The organism is Cryobacterium sp. MP_M3 (assembly GCF_015752155.1).
In the GTDB taxonomy this organism is placed as follows: domain Bacteria; phylum Actinomycetota; class Actinomycetes; order Actinomycetales; family Microbacteriaceae; genus Cryobacterium.
Map to the genome: position 1 here is coordinate 266059 of NZ_JADOVI010000002.1, position 14246 is coordinate 280304.

13 protein-coding genes are annotated in these 14246 nt (G+C 69.4%); 12 read left to right on the forward strand and 1 reads right to left on the reverse strand.

The window, feature by feature from the left end; all coding sequences use genetic code 11:
- The first annotated feature begins 71 nt into the window (after nucleotides 1–71).
- The 10 genes from IWX89_RS04370 to dapF all read left to right on the forward strand — a co-directional run bounded on the left by IWX89_RS04370 (nucleotide 72) and on the right by dapF (nucleotide 10610).
- Nucleotides 72–2951 (forward strand): DNA translocase FtsK, encoded by a 2880-nt coding sequence (locus IWX89_RS04370; RefSeq protein ID WP_196902352.1) that lies wholly within the window; start codon nucleotides 72–74, stop codon nucleotides 2949–2951.
- A 3-nt stretch (nucleotides 2952–2954) separates the two neighbouring features.
- Entirely contained in the window at nucleotides 2955–3554 is a 600-nt protein-coding gene (gene pgsA, locus IWX89_RS04375) for a CDP-diacylglycerol--glycerol-3-phosphate 3-phosphatidyltransferase (protein WP_196902353.1), read from the forward strand.
- Nucleotides 3555–3559: 5 nt separating this feature from the next.
- Nucleotides 3560–4066 (forward strand): CinA family protein, encoded by a 507-nt coding sequence (locus IWX89_RS04380; RefSeq protein WP_196902354.1) that lies wholly within the window; start codon nucleotides 3560–3562, stop codon nucleotides 4064–4066.
- Nucleotides 4067–4234: 168 nt separating this feature from the next.
- Nucleotides 4235–4543 carry a helix-turn-helix domain-containing protein gene (locus IWX89_RS04385; RefSeq protein WP_134510496.1) on the forward strand — a complete coding sequence of 103 codons (309 nt, stop codon included), beginning with the start codon at nucleotides 4235–4237 and terminating at the stop codon, nucleotides 4541–4543.
- 28 nt (nucleotides 4544–4571) lie between these two features.
- Nucleotides 4572–4793: a DUF3046 domain-containing protein gene (locus IWX89_RS04390; protein WP_196902355.1), complete on the forward strand. Its 222-nt coding sequence runs from the start codon at nucleotides 4572–4574 to the stop codon at nucleotides 4791–4793.
- Nucleotides 4794–5105: 312 nt separating this feature from the next.
- The gene (recA, locus tag IWX89_RS04395; protein ID WP_134510498.1) at nucleotides 5106–6245 is read left to right on the forward strand and encodes a recombinase RecA; all 1140 of its coding nucleotides are present in this window, start codon (nucleotides 5106–5108) and stop codon (nucleotides 6243–6245) included.
- Nucleotides 6246–6250: 5 nt separating this feature from the next.
- Nucleotides 6251–7009, forward strand: a complete 759-nt coding sequence (locus tag IWX89_RS04400) for a regulatory protein RecX (protein ID WP_196902356.1) — start codon at nucleotides 6251–6253, stop codon at nucleotides 7007–7009.
- Nucleotides 7010–7141: 132 nt separating this feature from the next.
- A complete protein-coding gene (gene miaB, locus IWX89_RS04405; protein ID WP_196902404.1) occupies nucleotides 7142–8749 on the forward strand; it encodes a tRNA (N6-isopentenyl adenosine(37)-C2)-methylthiotransferase MiaB in 1608 nt (535 codons plus the stop codon).
- Between the two features lie 4 nt (nucleotides 8750–8753).
- Nucleotides 8754–9719 carry a tRNA (adenosine(37)-N6)-dimethylallyltransferase MiaA gene (gene miaA / locus IWX89_RS04410; RefSeq protein WP_307836418.1) on the forward strand — a complete coding sequence of 322 codons (966 nt, stop codon included), beginning with the start codon at nucleotides 8754–8756 and terminating at the stop codon, nucleotides 9717–9719.
- Nucleotides 9720–9728: 9 nt separating this feature from the next.
- Entirely contained in the window at nucleotides 9729–10610 is an 882-nt protein-coding gene (gene dapF / locus IWX89_RS04415; RefSeq protein WP_196902357.1) for a diaminopimelate epimerase, read from the forward strand.
- Nucleotides 10611–10654: 44 nt separating this feature from the next.
- Here the strand turns inward: dapF and IWX89_RS04420 are convergent, their stop codons facing one another.
- A complete protein-coding gene (locus IWX89_RS04420; protein WP_196902358.1) occupies nucleotides 10655–11266 on the reverse strand; it encodes a class I SAM-dependent methyltransferase in 612 nt (203 codons plus the stop codon).
- Nucleotides 11267–11308: 42 nt separating this feature from the next.
- Between IWX89_RS04420 and hflX the strand changes: the two genes are divergently transcribed.
- Together hflX and IWX89_RS04430 are read left to right on the forward strand one after the other, a co-directional pair.
- The gene (gene hflX, locus IWX89_RS04425; protein WP_196902359.1) at nucleotides 11309–12847 is read left to right on the forward strand and encodes a GTPase HflX; all 1539 of its coding nucleotides are present in this window, start codon (nucleotides 11309–11311) and stop codon (nucleotides 12845–12847) included.
- Between the two features lie 261 nt (nucleotides 12848–13108).
- Nucleotides 13109–14092, forward strand: a complete 984-nt coding sequence (locus IWX89_RS04430; RefSeq protein WP_196902360.1) for a methylenetetrahydrofolate reductase — start codon at nucleotides 13109–13111, stop codon at nucleotides 14090–14092.
- The last annotated feature ends 154 nt before the right edge of the window (nucleotides 14093–14246 follow it).

Sequence of the window (14246 nt, forward strand, 5' to 3'; positions counted from 1 at the left end):
ACGACAACCGGGCGCAATCGCGTGGGCGTGGGGTGACCCGGATGTCGGAGGGCGACGGTACCGTAGATTTCATGGCTACGAGCACTAAGTCGACCGGGCGCGCCCGCACCTCGCCTGCGCGCGGGACGGCCGCGCGAAAGCCCGCCCAGAAGACCGCAACCCAGAAGACCGCAACCCAGAAGACCGTCAAGTTCACGGCCGGCGACCCCGGCCCCGGACTGTTCGCCCGCATCTGGATGGCCCTCGCCCATGTCACCGGCGGCGCCGCGCGCGCCCTCGGCCCCGAACAGCTCTCCAAAGAGGAACGCCGAGACGGACTGCCCTTCTTCCTCGTGCTCCTGGCCATCGTGGGCGCGGTGATCGAGTGGTTCCTGATCAACAGCCCCGTGGCGCAGACCCTCGACGCCTGGACCTTCGGCGGCCTCTTCGGCCGTGTCGCGTTCGCCCTGCCCGTGATCATGCTGGTGTTCGCGGTCTGGCTCTTCCGCAATCCCAGTTCGGTCCACGACAACGGGCGGATCGGCATCGGCCTGTCGCTGCTGCTCGTGTCGGTCTCGGGCCTCTGCCACATCTTCGGCGGACAGCCGGCGCCCAGCGACGGCATGGAGGTGCTCGCCCTGTCCGGCGGGGTGATCGGCTGGATGATCGCCGCGCCGCTGATCTACCTGACCACCGCCATCGGCGCCACCATCGTCGTGATCCTGCTGCTGGCCCTGAGCCTCTTCATCATCACGAAGACCCCGCCGAACCGGATCGGCGCGCGCAGCCGTGAGCTCTACGCCTGGCTGTTCGGCGCCCAGCTCCCCGACCCCGAGGAACGCGCGGCCGCCCGGGAGGCGAAGCTCGAGAAGACCGTGCAGGTCGAACTCGACGGCGTCGACGAGGACACCAGCACCCTGCCCTGGTGGCGGCGCAACACGAGCAAGCGCGAGGAAGACCCCGATTTCAGCAGCCCGGTCAGCACGGATGCGCACCCCGCCGGGGAGGCGGAGCCGCCGGCATCCGACCCGCTGAGCACCCTGCTCGGCGGCGACGGTCGCGGCAGCTTCGCCACCGCGCTGGAGGGCGCCGAGCCGGCCGCGGGCGGCGACAAGGACCACGGCGACACGGACCACTACGGCACCGAGGTGCTCGAGGACCTCCTGCGCGCCGAGAACGCCATCAAGCGCTTCACCGGCGAGATCGACGTGCCGCGCGGCTCGGCCACAGGGCTGTACGCCGACGACCCGACCGGTCTCACCGAGGTGCTCCCCGGTTTCGATGAGCTCGACGCGGCCGCGCTGGCCCCGCGCCCCGAAGCCGCCGCCCCCGAGCCGGCAGCCCCCTACCAGCTGCCGTCGAACACGACGCTGACCAAGGGCCCGCCGGCGAAGGCACGCTCGGCCGCGAACGACGAGATCGTGAAGTCGATCACCGAGGTGCTCCGCCAGTTCCAGGTCGACGCGAAGGTCACCGGGTTCTCCCGCGGCCCCACCGTCACCCAGTACGAGATCGAACTGGGCCCGGGCGTCAAGGTGGAACGCGTCACCGCGCTGAGCAAGAACCTCTCCTACGCGGTCGCCTCGAACGAGGTGCGCATCCTCTCGCCTATCCCGGGCAAGAGCGCCATCGGCATCGAGATCCCCAACACCGACCGCGAGATCGTCACCCTCGGCGACGTGCTCCGCTCCGGCACCGCGACCAACAGCACCCACCCGATGACCATCGGGGTCGGCAAAGACGTCGGCGGCGGATTCGTCATCGCCAACCTCGCCAAGATGCCCCACCTGCTCGTGGCCGGCTCCACCGGCTCCGGCAAGTCGAGCTTCGTGAACTCGATGATCACCAGCCTGCTCATGCGCGCCAAGCCCAGCGACGTGCGGATGGTGCTGATCGACCCGAAGCGGGTCGAGCTCGCCGCCTACGCAGGGGTGCCGCACCTGATCACGCCGATCATCACCAGCCCGAAGAAGGCCGCCGAGGCCCTGCAATGGGTCGTCAAAGAGATGGACATGCGGTACGACGACCTGGCCAGCTTCGGCTTCCGCCACATCGACGACTTCAACAAGGCCGTCGTGAACAACGAGATCGTGCTGCCCGCCGGCAGCGCCCGCACCCTCAAGCCCTACCCCTACCTCCTCGTCGTCGTCGACGAGCTCGCCGACCTGATGATGGTCGCCCCGCGCGACGTCGAGGACTCGATCGTGCGCATCACCCAGCTCGCCCGCGCCTCCGGCATCCACCTCGTCCTGGCCACGCAGCGGCCCAGCGTCGACGTCGTCACCGGCCTGATCAAGGCCAACGTGCCGTCCCGGCTCGCCTTCGCCGTGACCAGCGTCACCGACTCCCGGGTCATCCTCGACCAGCCGGGCGCCGACAAGCTGATCGGTCAGGGCGACGCCCTGTTCCTGCCGATGGGGGCGTCCAAGGCCATCCGGGTGCAGGGTGCCTGGGTCAACGAGGCCGAGATCGAACGGGTCGTCAAGCACGTCACCCAGCAGGCCCGCCCCGACTACCGGCCGGATGTCTCGATGGTCGCCCCGCGCAAGGAGATCGACTCCGACATCGGCGACGACCTCGAGGTGCTGCTCGCCGCTGCCGAACTCGTCGTCTCCACCCAGTTCGGCTCCACGTCGATGCTGCAGCGCAAGCTGCGGGTCGGCTTCGCCAAGGCCGGCCGCCTGATGGACCTGCTCGAGTCCCGTGAGATCGTCGGCCCGTCCGAGGGCTCGAAGGCCCGGGACGTGCTCGTCACGGTCGAACAGCTGCCGAGCGTGCTCGCGCTGCTGCGCGGGTCGGACGAGCAGCACCACGCGGCCACCGCCACCGCGCAGGCCGCCGCGGCACACCAGGCCGACAGCGCCCCCGACTCCCGGTACGCCGGCGACCCGGTCGCGAAGATGTCCGAGGGGTACCCTGAAGAAGAGGCCGCCCCCGATGAGGATGCCTGGCAACTGACCGACAGGGAATGACCGATGGCCACACCACTCTCGCCCGTCGCGCGATCCGGCAACTGGAACCTGCCCAACCTGATCACGGTGGTGCGCATCCTGCTGGCCCCCGTGTTCATCTGGCTGCTGCTGGCCGACGCCGGCCAGGACGGCGCCCTCCGCTGGGCCGCAGCCGTGCTCTTCATCCTCGCCATCGCGACCGACGGGATCGACGGCGCGATCGCCCGCCGCAACAACCAGGTCACCGACCTCGGCAAGCTCCTCGACCCGATCGCGGACAAGGTCCTCACCGGCGGGGCCCTCGTGTCGCTCTCAATCCTCGGCGAACTCTGGTGGTGGGTGACCATCGTCATCCTCGTGCGCGAAATCGGCATCACCGTCTTCCGGTTCGTCATGCTCAAGGACCGGGTGATCCCCGCCTCACGGGGCGGCAAGCTCAAGACCGTGCTGCAGTCCGTGGCGATCTCGCTGGCCCTCGTGCCGCTCTGGCTGCCGCTCGGCGACTGGGTGCACTGGGTGAACGCGGCGGTCATGGCCGCGGCACTGGTCGCGACCGTGATCACCGGGGTCGACTACCTCCTCGCAGCCCGCCGCGACAACCGCGGCGCCCGGGCCGCGAACTGACGTCGATGACCGCGACGCCGGACCTGACCGCCGATCTGATCGGCGCGCTGACCGCGGCCGGCCTCACCATCGCCGTGGCCGAGTCGCTCACCGGTGGCCTGCTCACGGCCGAACTCATCCGGATCCCCGGGGCATCCCTCTGCGTCAACGGGGGAGTCGTGGCGTACCAGACCGAGCTCAAGCACACCCTGCTCGGCGTGGACCCCGAGCTCCTGGCCGAACACGGGCCGGTGCATCCGGAGGTAGCCATCCAGATGGCCCGCGGTGTGCGCACGAGGCTTTCGACGGCCGGTCGCGACGCCGACCTGGGCATCGCGACGACCGGCGTCGCCGGCCCGGACCCCCAGGGCGGGCATCCGGTCGGCACGGTGTTCCTCGGGCTGTCCCGCGGCGGCGAGGGGTGGGCGATTCCGCTCCGCCTGGCCGGCGACCGGGCGGCGATCCGGGCACAGACCGTGGCCGGCGCCGTCGAAGCTGTGCACACCCTGATAGCCGGTTCCCGCCCGGAATAGTTCCCGAGACACGGCGGTTACACAGGACAGATTCACAAGAAAAGCCCAGTAGTCGTCGGTAGTCTCAGGGTGTCGGATGAATGTAGTACTGTAAGCCATCCGCCACACCAGACACCAGACGCCAGTAGTTCACAAGCAGTACTCAGAAGGTACGAGAAGGAGGTTCCGATGATTCTTGTAAGACAGGAAATCGGCGATGTGCTCAGGGACTTCCGCCTGCAGAAAGGGCGCACTCTGCGTCAGGTTGCGAGCAAAGCCAGCGTGGCCCTCGGCTACCTGAGCGAGGTCGAACGCGGTCAGAAGGAAGCGTCCTCCGAAATTCTGGCCTCCGTCGCAGACGCGTTGGAGACCCCGATCTCGGTCATCATGCGTGAGGTCGGCGACCGTCTCGCGGTCATCGAGGGAATCGACCGGTTCCCCGACACCGTTCCGGACGAACTGGTCGCCAACTTCGACACCGGTCTGATGGTCCGCTGACCGTCAGCCCGGTCACCATGGTCCCCGTATGCGCCTGAGTGAATTCCGCCAGGCCCTGAAAGACGAGTTCGGCGAGAGTTACGGCCGCGTGCTCACCAGGGACCTCATCCTCACCGCCTTCGGGAGCACCGCCGACCAGGCACTGGCCGGCGGTGCTCCGGCACGCGACGTGTGGCTCGCGCTGTGCGCTGAGACCGACGTTCCGAAGAGCCGCTGGTACGGCGCGGGGCTCCCCGCCGCGCGAAAATAGCATCCGCTCCCTCCGCACCCGCACCCGCACCCGCACCCTCCGGCGGTGCTGTGAGTTTCGACGACACGCCCGTGCCGAGAGCCAATGGCTCGAATACGTGTTCGTATCTTGATAGGCTCCTCAACAGCAGACGTCGACGACGAATTGTGCACGTGCGCCATGGTTTCCGGCCAGTGTCGGAGGTGCGGCGTACAGTCGGTTTTCGTCAGAGACAGACAGCGAATGCCTTGTCGAGAGCGGCACCCGGGGTCTTCCCGGCCGCCGCGGTCGACAGCCTATAGGCGCCGAAACGAATGACCGAAGGAGTCCACCATGGCATCAGCAGCAGACCGCGAGAAGGCACTCGATACAGCTCTCGCCCAGATTGACCGCCAGTTCGGCAAGGGCTCGGTCATGCGCTTGGGCAGCGACGAGCGAGCCCCCGTCGAGACCATCTCCACGGGCTCCATCGCGCTGGACGTCGCGCTCGGCATCGGTGGACTCCCGCGCGGCCGCATCGTCGAGATCTACGGCCCGGAGTCCTCCGGAAAGACCACGCTGACCCTGCACGCGATCGCCAACGCACAGAAGGGCGGCGGCATCGCCGCCTTCATCGACGCGGAGCACGCCCTCGACCCCGAATACGCGAGGAAGCTCGGCGTCGATATCGACGCCCTCCTGGTCTCCCAGCCCGATACGGGTGAGCAGGCCCTCGAGATCGCCGACATGCTCGTGCGGAGCGGGTCGATCGACCTGATCGTGATCGACTCCGTCGCCGCGCTCGTGCCTCGCGCCGAGATCGAGGGCGAGATGGGTGATTCGCACGTCGGACTCCAGGCCCGCCTGATGTCCCAGGCGCTGCGCAAGCTCACCGGTGGCCTCAGCCAGACCAACACCACCATGATCTTCATCAACCAGCTGCGCGAGAAGATCGGCGTGTTCTTCGGAAGCCCCGAGACCACCGCCGGTGGAAAGGCGCTCAAGTTCTACGCGTCGGTCCGACTCGACATCCGCCGGATCGAAACGCTCAAGGACGGCACCGAAGCCGTCGGTAACCGCACCAGGGTCAAGGTCGTCAAGAACAAGATGGCGCCGCCGTTCAAGCAGGCCGAGTTCGACATCATCTACGGCATCGGAATCTCCCGGGAGGGCAGCCTGATCGACTTCGGCGTCGACCAGGGCATCGTCAAGAAGTCCGGAGCCTGGTACACCTACGACGGCGACCAGCTCGGCCAGGGCAAGGAGAACTCCCGGAACTTCCTGCTCAAGAACCCCGACATGGCCAACGAGATCGAGAAGAAGATCCTCTTCAAGCTCGGTGTCGGCCCTGAGGGTGCCGCAGCCAAGAAGGCCCAGCTCGCCGCCGACGCCGCGGCGGCCGCAGTCACGGCCGCTGCTGCGGCCGCGGCCAAGGAGGCCGGCCTGGACGCCAAGTCCGTCCCGGCGAAGCTCGCAGCGCGCAAGGGCGCGTAGCCGCGATGGTGCACTTCGAACCGGCCGACGAGGTCACCCCGATCAGCGCGGCCCGCGCGAAAAGCAAGGCGCGGGCCGCGGCGAAGGCCCTGTCGGCCGAACCGGCCGCGGAGGACTCCACGGCCGGCACACCGGCACTGGCCCCGGTCACCTACCTGCGCGGTGCAGCCCCGACCGGTTCGGCAACGCCGGCGCCCCACGAGGCGCACGAGGAGGACGAAGATGCCCCGGCTGCGGCGTCCTCGGCCACCGCCGAGGCCGACGCGGCGGCCGAACGTGAGCACGCGGAGCAGATGCTGCTGCAGCGGCTGCGCGCACGCTCGCTGTCGGCCACCGAGGCACGCACAGTTCTGGCAGGCACCGAGATCGCCGAACACGAGATCGACGAGGTCATCGACCGGTTCGCGGAGCTCGGCTACATCGACGAGGCCAAGCTGGCCGACCAGATCCTGCACAGCCACCACGAACGCAAGGGCCTGGGCCGGTCCGGGGTGCAGGCCGAGATGCGCCGCCGGGGCCTCGACCACGACCTCATCCTTGATAAGCTCGAAGAGCTCCCCGACGACGAGGCGGAACGTGCCATCGAACTGGCCTGCAAACGGGTGCAGCAACTGGGCCGCCTCGACGACCAGACCGTCGACCGCAGGCTGACCGGGTTCCTCATGCGCAAGGGCTATGCCTCGTCCGCGGTGCGCCTGGCCGTCAAGGCCGCCCTCGCATCCCGTTCCGGGTCCGGGGGAGCTTCCCGGGTGCGGTTCCGCTGATCGAGCGGTCCTTCCCCGCGCTCAGGGTTCGACGCGTAAACTGAGGCCACTATGACCCGCAGCACCCCCGCATCCCCATCCTCCGGCGCCGTGACGCTGAGCCCACCGGCAGCGAGCACCGAGGACCACCCGATGACCCGCACCCGCACCCTCATCGCGCCGTCGAGCGCGGCCCGCGCCGCGGACGGCCGGGTGCGCACCTACGAGGTGCGCACCTTCGGCTGCCAGATGAACGTGCACGATTCCGAACGCCTGAGCGGTTCGCTCGAGGCGGCCGGTTACGTTCCCGCGGTCGGCGAGGAGGCCGACATCGTCGTGCTCAACACCTGCGCCGTGCGGGAGAACGCCGACAACAAGCTCTATGGCAACCTGGGCCAGCTCGCCTCGGTCAAGCGGCGTCATGAAGGCATGCAGATCGCCGTCGGCGGCTGCCTCGCCCAGAAAGACAAGGACACGATCCTGGCGAAGGCACCCTGGGTCGACGTCGTGTTCGGCACCCACAACATGGGGTCGCTGCCCAGCCTGCTCGAACGGTCCCGGCACAACGGCGAGGCCCAGCTCGAGATCCTCGAGGCGCTGGAAACCTTCCCGTCCACCCTGCCGACCAAGCGCGACTCCAGCTACAGCGGCTGGGTGTCCATCTCGGTCGGCTGCAACAACACCTGCACCTTCTGCATCGTGCCGGCGCTCCGCGGCAAGGAGAAGGACCGTCGTCCCGGCGAGATCCTCGCCGAAATCCAGTCCCTCGTCGACGACGGCGCGATCGAGGTCACCCTGCTCGGCCAGAACGTCAACTCCTACGGGGTCGAGTTCGGCGACCGTCTCGCATTCGGCAAGCTGCTGCGTGCCGCGGGGCGGATCGAGGGGCTGGAACGCATCCGTTTCACCAGTCCGCACCCCGCCGCGTTCACCGACGACGTGATCGACGCGATGGCCGAGACCCCGGCGGTCATGCCGCAGCTGCACATGCCCCTGCAGTCCGGCTCCGACCGCATCCTCAAGTCGATGCGGCGCTCCTACCGTTCCGCACGTTTCCTCGGCATTCTCGACCGGGTGCGGGCTCAGATGCCGCACGCGGCCATCAGCACCGACATCATCGTCGGTTTCCCCGGCGAGACCGAGGAGGACTTCCAGGAGACCCTCCGCGTGGTCGAACAGGCCCGGTTCGCGACCGCGTTCACCTTCCAGTACTCGATCCGTCCGGGCACGCCCGCCGCCACCATGCCCGATCAGGTGCCCAAGGAGGTCGTGCAGGACCGCTACGAACGCCTGGCCGCGCTGCAGGAGCGCATTTCCTGGGAGGAGAACCAGGCCGTGATCGGCCGCGAGGTCGAGCTCCTGGTCGCGAACGGCGAAGGCCGCAAGGATGCCGACACCCACCGGTTGAGCGGGCGCGCCCCCGACAGCCGGCTGGTGCACTTCGACGTGCCGGCGGGCTCCGAGCTGCCCCGTCCCGGCGACATCGTCACCGTGACCGTGACCCAGGCCGCGCCGTTCCACCTGATCGCCGATTCGCTCGACGGCTCCCCGCTGCGCATCCGGCGCACCCGCGCCGACGATGCCTGGGACCTGGCCGAGGCCGAGGCCTGCGGGGTGCCGAGTCACGGCGGCACGGCGGCGACGGGCGGTGCCGTGTCCCTCGGGATGCCGACTCTGGGTCTGCCCTCCACCGGGGTGCCCGCGGCGCGCGGCGCGGTCTCCACGACCCCGATCTACGACGTCACCGACGGGGAGCGCTAACCGGGTGCACGACGTCGACACGGGCGACGGCTCCGGACTGGTGGTCGTGGTCGGGCCGACCGGCACCGGCAAGTCCGAGCTCTCCCTCGACCTCGCGGAACGCCTGGTCGCGCGCGGCCGGGCCGCCGAGATCGTCAACGCGGATGCCATGCAGCTGTACCGCGGAATGGACATCGGCACCGCCAAGCTCCCGATGTCCGAACGCCGCGGCATCCCGCACCATCTCCTCGATGTGCTGGCGGTGACCGATGAGGCCACCGTCGCGCGGTACCAGGTCGAGGCCAGGGCGGCCATCACCGGCATCATCGGGCGGGGCGCCGTGCCCATCCTCGTCGGCGGCTCCGGGCTGTACGTGTCGTCTGTCGTGTTCGACTTCCAGTTCCCCGGCACCGACCCCGTGCTCCGGGCACGGCTCGAGGCCGAGCTGGCCGAGCAGGGCCCCGGCGCGCTCTACGCCCGGCTGAAAGCCGTCGACCCGGTCGCCGCGGCCCGGATCGGCGCGAGCAACGGCCGCCGGCTCGTGCGCGCGCTCGAGGTCGTCGAACTCACCGGGGCCCCGCACGCCGCGGCATTGCCAGGAGAACCGGTCTACTGGCGGCCGGCCGTGACCGTCGGGCTGCGCGCGCCCCGGGACGAGCTGACGGCCCGCCTCGACGCGCGCGTCACCGCGATGTGGGCCGCGGGGCTGCCCGACGAGGTCGAGGCGCTGATCCCCGCGGGGATCGAAACCGGCATCACCGCCAGCCGGGCCATCGGCTACGCGCAGGCGCTCGGGCAGCTGCGCGGCACCCTCACCCGCGCCGAGGCGATCGAGCAAACCCAGCAGTTCACCCGCCGCTACGCCCGGCGACAGGTCAGCTGGTTCAAACGCTCCCCGCACACCCACTGGATCGATTCCGCCGCCGCCGACCGGGCGCAGCAGGCCCTCGATCGGATCGACGGCGGGATGCCGGCGACGCCGCTCTCCTAAACTGGACCCATGGGACTGGATCTGAATTTCACCAAAGGACACGGCACAGGCAACGATTTCGTGCTGTTCGCCGACCCTGACGGCCGGATCGACCTCACCCCCGACCAGATCCGCGCGGTCTGCGACCGCCGGTTCGGCATCGGCGGCGACGGCATCATCCGTGCGGTGCGCTCACGCAGCCTCGACGCGGGCGCCGCCGCGCTGGCCGAGGACGACCAGGCCGAATGGTTTATGGACTACTGGAACGCCGACGGCACCGTCTCGGAGATGTGCGGCAACGGCATCCGCGTGTACACCCGGTTCCTGGTGGAGCAGGGCCTGGCGACGCTCGCCGGCGGCGAGACCCTGAGCATCGGAACGCGCGGGGGAGTGCGCGACGTGCAGCGCGGCGGAACCGGCTACCAGGTCGACCTCGGCCGGTGGAAGCTCGACGGCGGCGAACCGCTCGTGCGGGCGAAGAACCTGCCGGTCGCCCGCCCCGGCCTCGGCATCAACGTGGGCAACCCGCACGTCGTCGTGGCCCTGGCCGACGACGCCGAACTGGAGAACGCCGACCTCACCTTCGTACCGCAGCTCGACCCCGAGCCGTCGGCCGGCGCGAACATCGAGTTCGTCGTGCCGAACGACCCGCTCGTCGTCGACGGCGTCGGCCGCATCCGGATGCGCGTGCACGAGCGCGGCAGCGGCGAAACCCTGTCCTGCGGCACCGGCGCCGCCGCGGCGGCCCTCGCGACCCGGCACTGGGCCGGAGCCGGGGCACCCAACCAGTGGCGGGTCGAAGTCAGGGGCGGCGTGCTGGGCGTGCGGATGTTCCCGACCGAGGACGGCGAGCACGTGTCACTGTCCGGCCCGGCCGACCTGGTCTTCGACGGGGTGTTCCGCCTGGCCTGAGAACGCGCAGGACCGGATCCGGCGCGGGTCGTCGTGCCCGGGCTTCACTCGTGGTGCTTGACGCGCAGCACCCGGAAGCCCTTGCTGATGGCGTGCCGGCTGGTCGTGAACTCGTCGGGCAGGTCGCCGTCGAGCCAACGCTGCAGCGAATCGGAACCGAGGTTGCGCTGCACGACGAGCCAGGCATCCGAGTCGGGCTCCAGGCGCGGCAGCCAGGTGTGCAGGAGGTTGTGCAACTCACTCTTGCCGACCCGGATCGGCGGGTTGGACCAGATCGTGCGGAAGCTCAGATGGGCCGGAACCTGGTCGGGCAGCACGGCCGTGACATTGGTCAGGCCCAGCTTCTCCGCGTTGAGCCGCACGAGGTCGAGCGCGCGCTCGTTCACGTCGACCGCCCAGACGGTGGCCCGGGGCGAGGCGAGGGCCAGGTGCAGGCTGATCGGGCCCCAACCGCAGCCGAGGTCGAGGAAGTCGCCGCCCGGCGGCGGGGTCGGAGCGTTGCCGATCAGGACCTGGGTGCCGGTGTCTATGTGGTCGGGGCTGAAGACCGAATTGGCGGTCGTCAACTGCCGGTCCTGGCCGCCCAGCGAGACAGTGATCTGCCTGAGTTTCAGGGCGCTGTCGGGTGCCGGGGTGAAGTAGTGGTCTGAGGCCATAGTAGGGAACCTACCGTGCTTCGAGGAACTAAGGTTAAAGGAATGATTGAGCCAACCGAGCACGACAACGACGACGATGTGGTAGCGCGCGTCCTGGCCAGCGCCGAGAGCAAAGCCGCTGGCTATTCGCTATTCCGGAGCGGCTCCGCCCAGGCCCTGCAGGCTGACTCGTCGACGCCGGAATCCGATGAGGGCCACGACGGGGCGCAGCAGGACCGGGAGGACCGCAACGCGCTCCGCCGCGTGCCCAGCCTCTCCACCGAACTCGAGGACGTCACCGAGGTCGAATACCGGCAGCTGCGACTCGAGAACGTCGTGCTGATCGGCCTGTACACGCAGGGCACGGTGGCCGACGCGGAGAACTCCATGCGTGAGCTCGCCGCCCTCGCCGAGACGGCGGGCGCGACCGTGCTCGACGGGCTGATGCAACGCCGGGCCAAGCCCGACGCCAGCACCTACCTCGGCAAGGGCAAGGCCGAAGAACTGGCCGGCATCGTCAAGGCCATGGGTGCCGACACCGTGATCGCCGACACCGAGCTGGCTCCCAGCCAGCGACGCGCACTGGAAGACGTGGTCAAGGTCAAGGTGATCGACCGCACCGCCGTCATCCTCGACATCTTCAGCCAGCATGCCAAGAGCCGCGAGGGCAAGGCGCAGGTCGAACTCGCCCAGCTCGAATACCTCCTGCCGCGCCTGCGAGGCTGGGGCGACTCGATGTCCCGCCAGGCCGGCGGCCAGGTCGGCGGCGCCGGCGCGGGCATGGGCTCCCGCGGCCCCGGTGAAACGAAGATCGAGCTCGACCGGCGACGCATCCATACCCGGATGTCCCGGCTCCGCAAGCAGATCCTCGAGATGAAACCGGCCCGTGAAGCCAAGCGGGCCAACCGCAAGCGCAATTCCGTGCCGTCGGTCGCCATCGTCGGCTACACCAACGCCGGCAAGTCGAGCCTGCTCAACCGGATCACCCGGGCCGGCGTGCTCGTGGAGAACTCCCTCTTCGCCACCCTCGATGCCACCGTGCGCAAGTCGACAACGGCCGACGGGCGCCTGTACACCCTCACCGACACCGTCGGCTTCGTGCGCAACCTGCCTCACCAGCTGGTCGAGGCCTTCCGTTCCACCCTCGAGGAAGTGGCCGACGCGGACGTCATCGTGCACGTCGTCGACGGTTCCCACCCCGATCCGGCCAGCCAGCTCTCCACGGTGCGCGAGGTGATCGGCGAGGTCGGCGCCAGGGACATCCCCGAGATCGTCGTCTTCAACAAGGCCGACCTGGTCGCCGAGGACGACCGGCTCGTGCTGCGGGGGCTGTGGCCGCAGGGCATCTTCGTCTCCGCCCGCACCGGCGAGGGCATCGAGGAGCTCCTCGCGGCCATCTCCGAGCTCCTGCCGCGCCCGAAGATCGAGCTCAGGCTGCTCATCCCCTACGAGCGCGGCGACCTCATCGCGGTGCTGCACGACCAGGGACAGGTGCTCTCGACGGACTACGTCGAGACAGGCACCGAGGTGACCGCCCTGGTCACCCCCGACATCCAGGCCCAGTTCGGCCCGTTCATCGTTCGGCCCTCCGTCAGCGCCTGACCGGATCTCGACAGGCTCGATCACCGGGGGCGGGATCTCGACAGGCTCGATCACCGGGCCCGGTGAAACATAAAGTCACAGTCTGGCGGCCCCCGATCGGGGTTGCTAGAGTCTCATTCAATCGTTGCCGCCGAGGTTCACCTCAGTGGCATGGAGCGACAGCCGAGCCCGGCATCCGCCCGCGAACACCCGCCGGGCCTGCCTGGTGGTCCGCGGCCGCCCGGCACCCGCCGGTGCGGGCAACTGTCGAATGAGGTGCACATGAACACGACGTCGAACCCGGCCTGTCCCGGTCGAGTCCCGTTCTCCTTCGAGCTCTACCCGGCCAGGACGGATGCCGCCGCATCCGCTCTCGCGACCACGATCGAGCACCTCGCCGCGGCCGGGCCCGACTTCCTCTCGGTCACCTACGGTGCCAACGGGTCCTCCCGCCGTTCCTCGCTCGACGTGCTCAGCCGCATCCTGCGCACCACGAACGTCGAGGCCATGGCCCACCTCACCTGCGTCGGCTCTACCCATGAGGAAGCGAACCGGCTGATCCGCGAGTTCCTCGACGCGGGAGTGCGCAGCTTCCTCGCGCTGCGCGGCGACCCCCCGGCGGGAGCGAAGGAGGGGGAGGCGTTCCTCGGCGACTTCGGCAGCGCCGCCGAACTCGTGCAGCTCATCCACCGGGTGCAGGCCGAGAAATCACCGTACCGGGAGTCGATCATCCCCGGCATCCCGGCCGCCCGCGCCGTGAAGCCCGGGCGCGAGAAGGTGCGCATCGCCGTGGCGGCGTTCCCGAACGGGCACCCGCGCTCCCGGTCCTCGGCGCAGGACATCGACACCCTGCTCGCCAAGCAGGCCGCCGGCGCGAACCTCGGCATCACGCAACTGTTCTTCCACGCCGACCACTACCTGAGCTTCGCCCAGCGCGCCAGGGAGGCCGGCGTCCTCTTCCCGATCCTGCCGGGCATCATGCCGGTGACGAGCCCGGCGAGGCTGCGCCGCATCCTCGAGCTGTCCGGCGAACAGATGCCGTCAGACCTGTCCATCCGGCTCGAGATCGAGCCGACCAGGGAAGGCCAGCGTGACATCGGCATCCAGCACGCCATCGACCTCGCCGGCCAGGTGATCGCCGGCGGGGCTCCCGGGCTGCACCTCTACGCCTTCAACGAGCACGAGACCGTGCTCGAGGTGCTCGGCGGCTGCGGCCTGCTCACGGCCCCCGTCACGGCGCCGGCGAAGCTGCCGGCGACCGTGTAGACCGGCACCCGGCGACCCGCTCCGGGCGTCACCCTCTTCCTTTCCCTTCCCACCGAACGCCACGCACGCGACTCGGAGTCACCGTCGCGCCCGAAATCGTGCGGCCACAGGCACTGCCCGCACCGAAAAAACACGCACCATCCGAGGCACGATC

Coding starts and splice junctions, on each gene's coding strand:
- IWX89_RS04370 (WP_196902352.1), top strand. CDS start 72: ATGGCTACGAGCACTAAGTCGACCGGGCGCGCCCGCACCTCGCCTGCG.
- pgsA (WP_196902353.1), top strand. CDS start 2,955: ATGGCCACACCACTCTCGCCCGTCGCGCGATCCGGCAACTGGAACCTG.
- IWX89_RS04380 (WP_196902354.1), top strand. CDS start 3,560: ATGACCGCGACGCCGGACCTGACCGCCGATCTGATCGGCGCGCTGACC.
- IWX89_RS04385 (WP_134510496.1), top strand. CDS start 4,235: ATGATTCTTGTAAGACAGGAAATCGGCGATGTGCTCAGGGACTTCCGC.
- IWX89_RS04390 (WP_196902355.1), top strand. CDS start 4,572: ATGCGCCTGAGTGAATTCCGCCAGGCCCTGAAAGACGAGTTCGGCGAG.
- recA (WP_134510498.1), top strand. CDS start 5,106: ATGGCATCAGCAGCAGACCGCGAGAAGGCACTCGATACAGCTCTCGCC.
- IWX89_RS04400 (WP_196902356.1), top strand. CDS start 6,251: ATGGTGCACTTCGAACCGGCCGACGAGGTCACCCCGATCAGCGCGGCC.
- miaB (WP_196902404.1), top strand. CDS start 7,142: ATGACCCGCACCCGCACCCTCATCGCGCCGTCGAGCGCGGCCCGCGCC.
- dapF (WP_196902357.1), top strand. CDS start 9,729: ATGGGACTGGATCTGAATTTCACCAAAGGACACGGCACAGGCAACGAT.
- IWX89_RS04420 (WP_196902358.1), bottom strand. CDS start 11,266: ATGGCCTCAGACCACTACTTCACCCCGGCACCCGACAGCGCCCTGAAA.
- hflX (WP_196902359.1), top strand. CDS start 11,309: ATGATTGAGCCAACCGAGCACGACAACGACGACGATGTGGTAGCGCGC.
- IWX89_RS04430 (WP_196902360.1), top strand. CDS start 13,109: ATGAACACGACGTCGAACCCGGCCTGTCCCGGTCGAGTCCCGTTCTCC.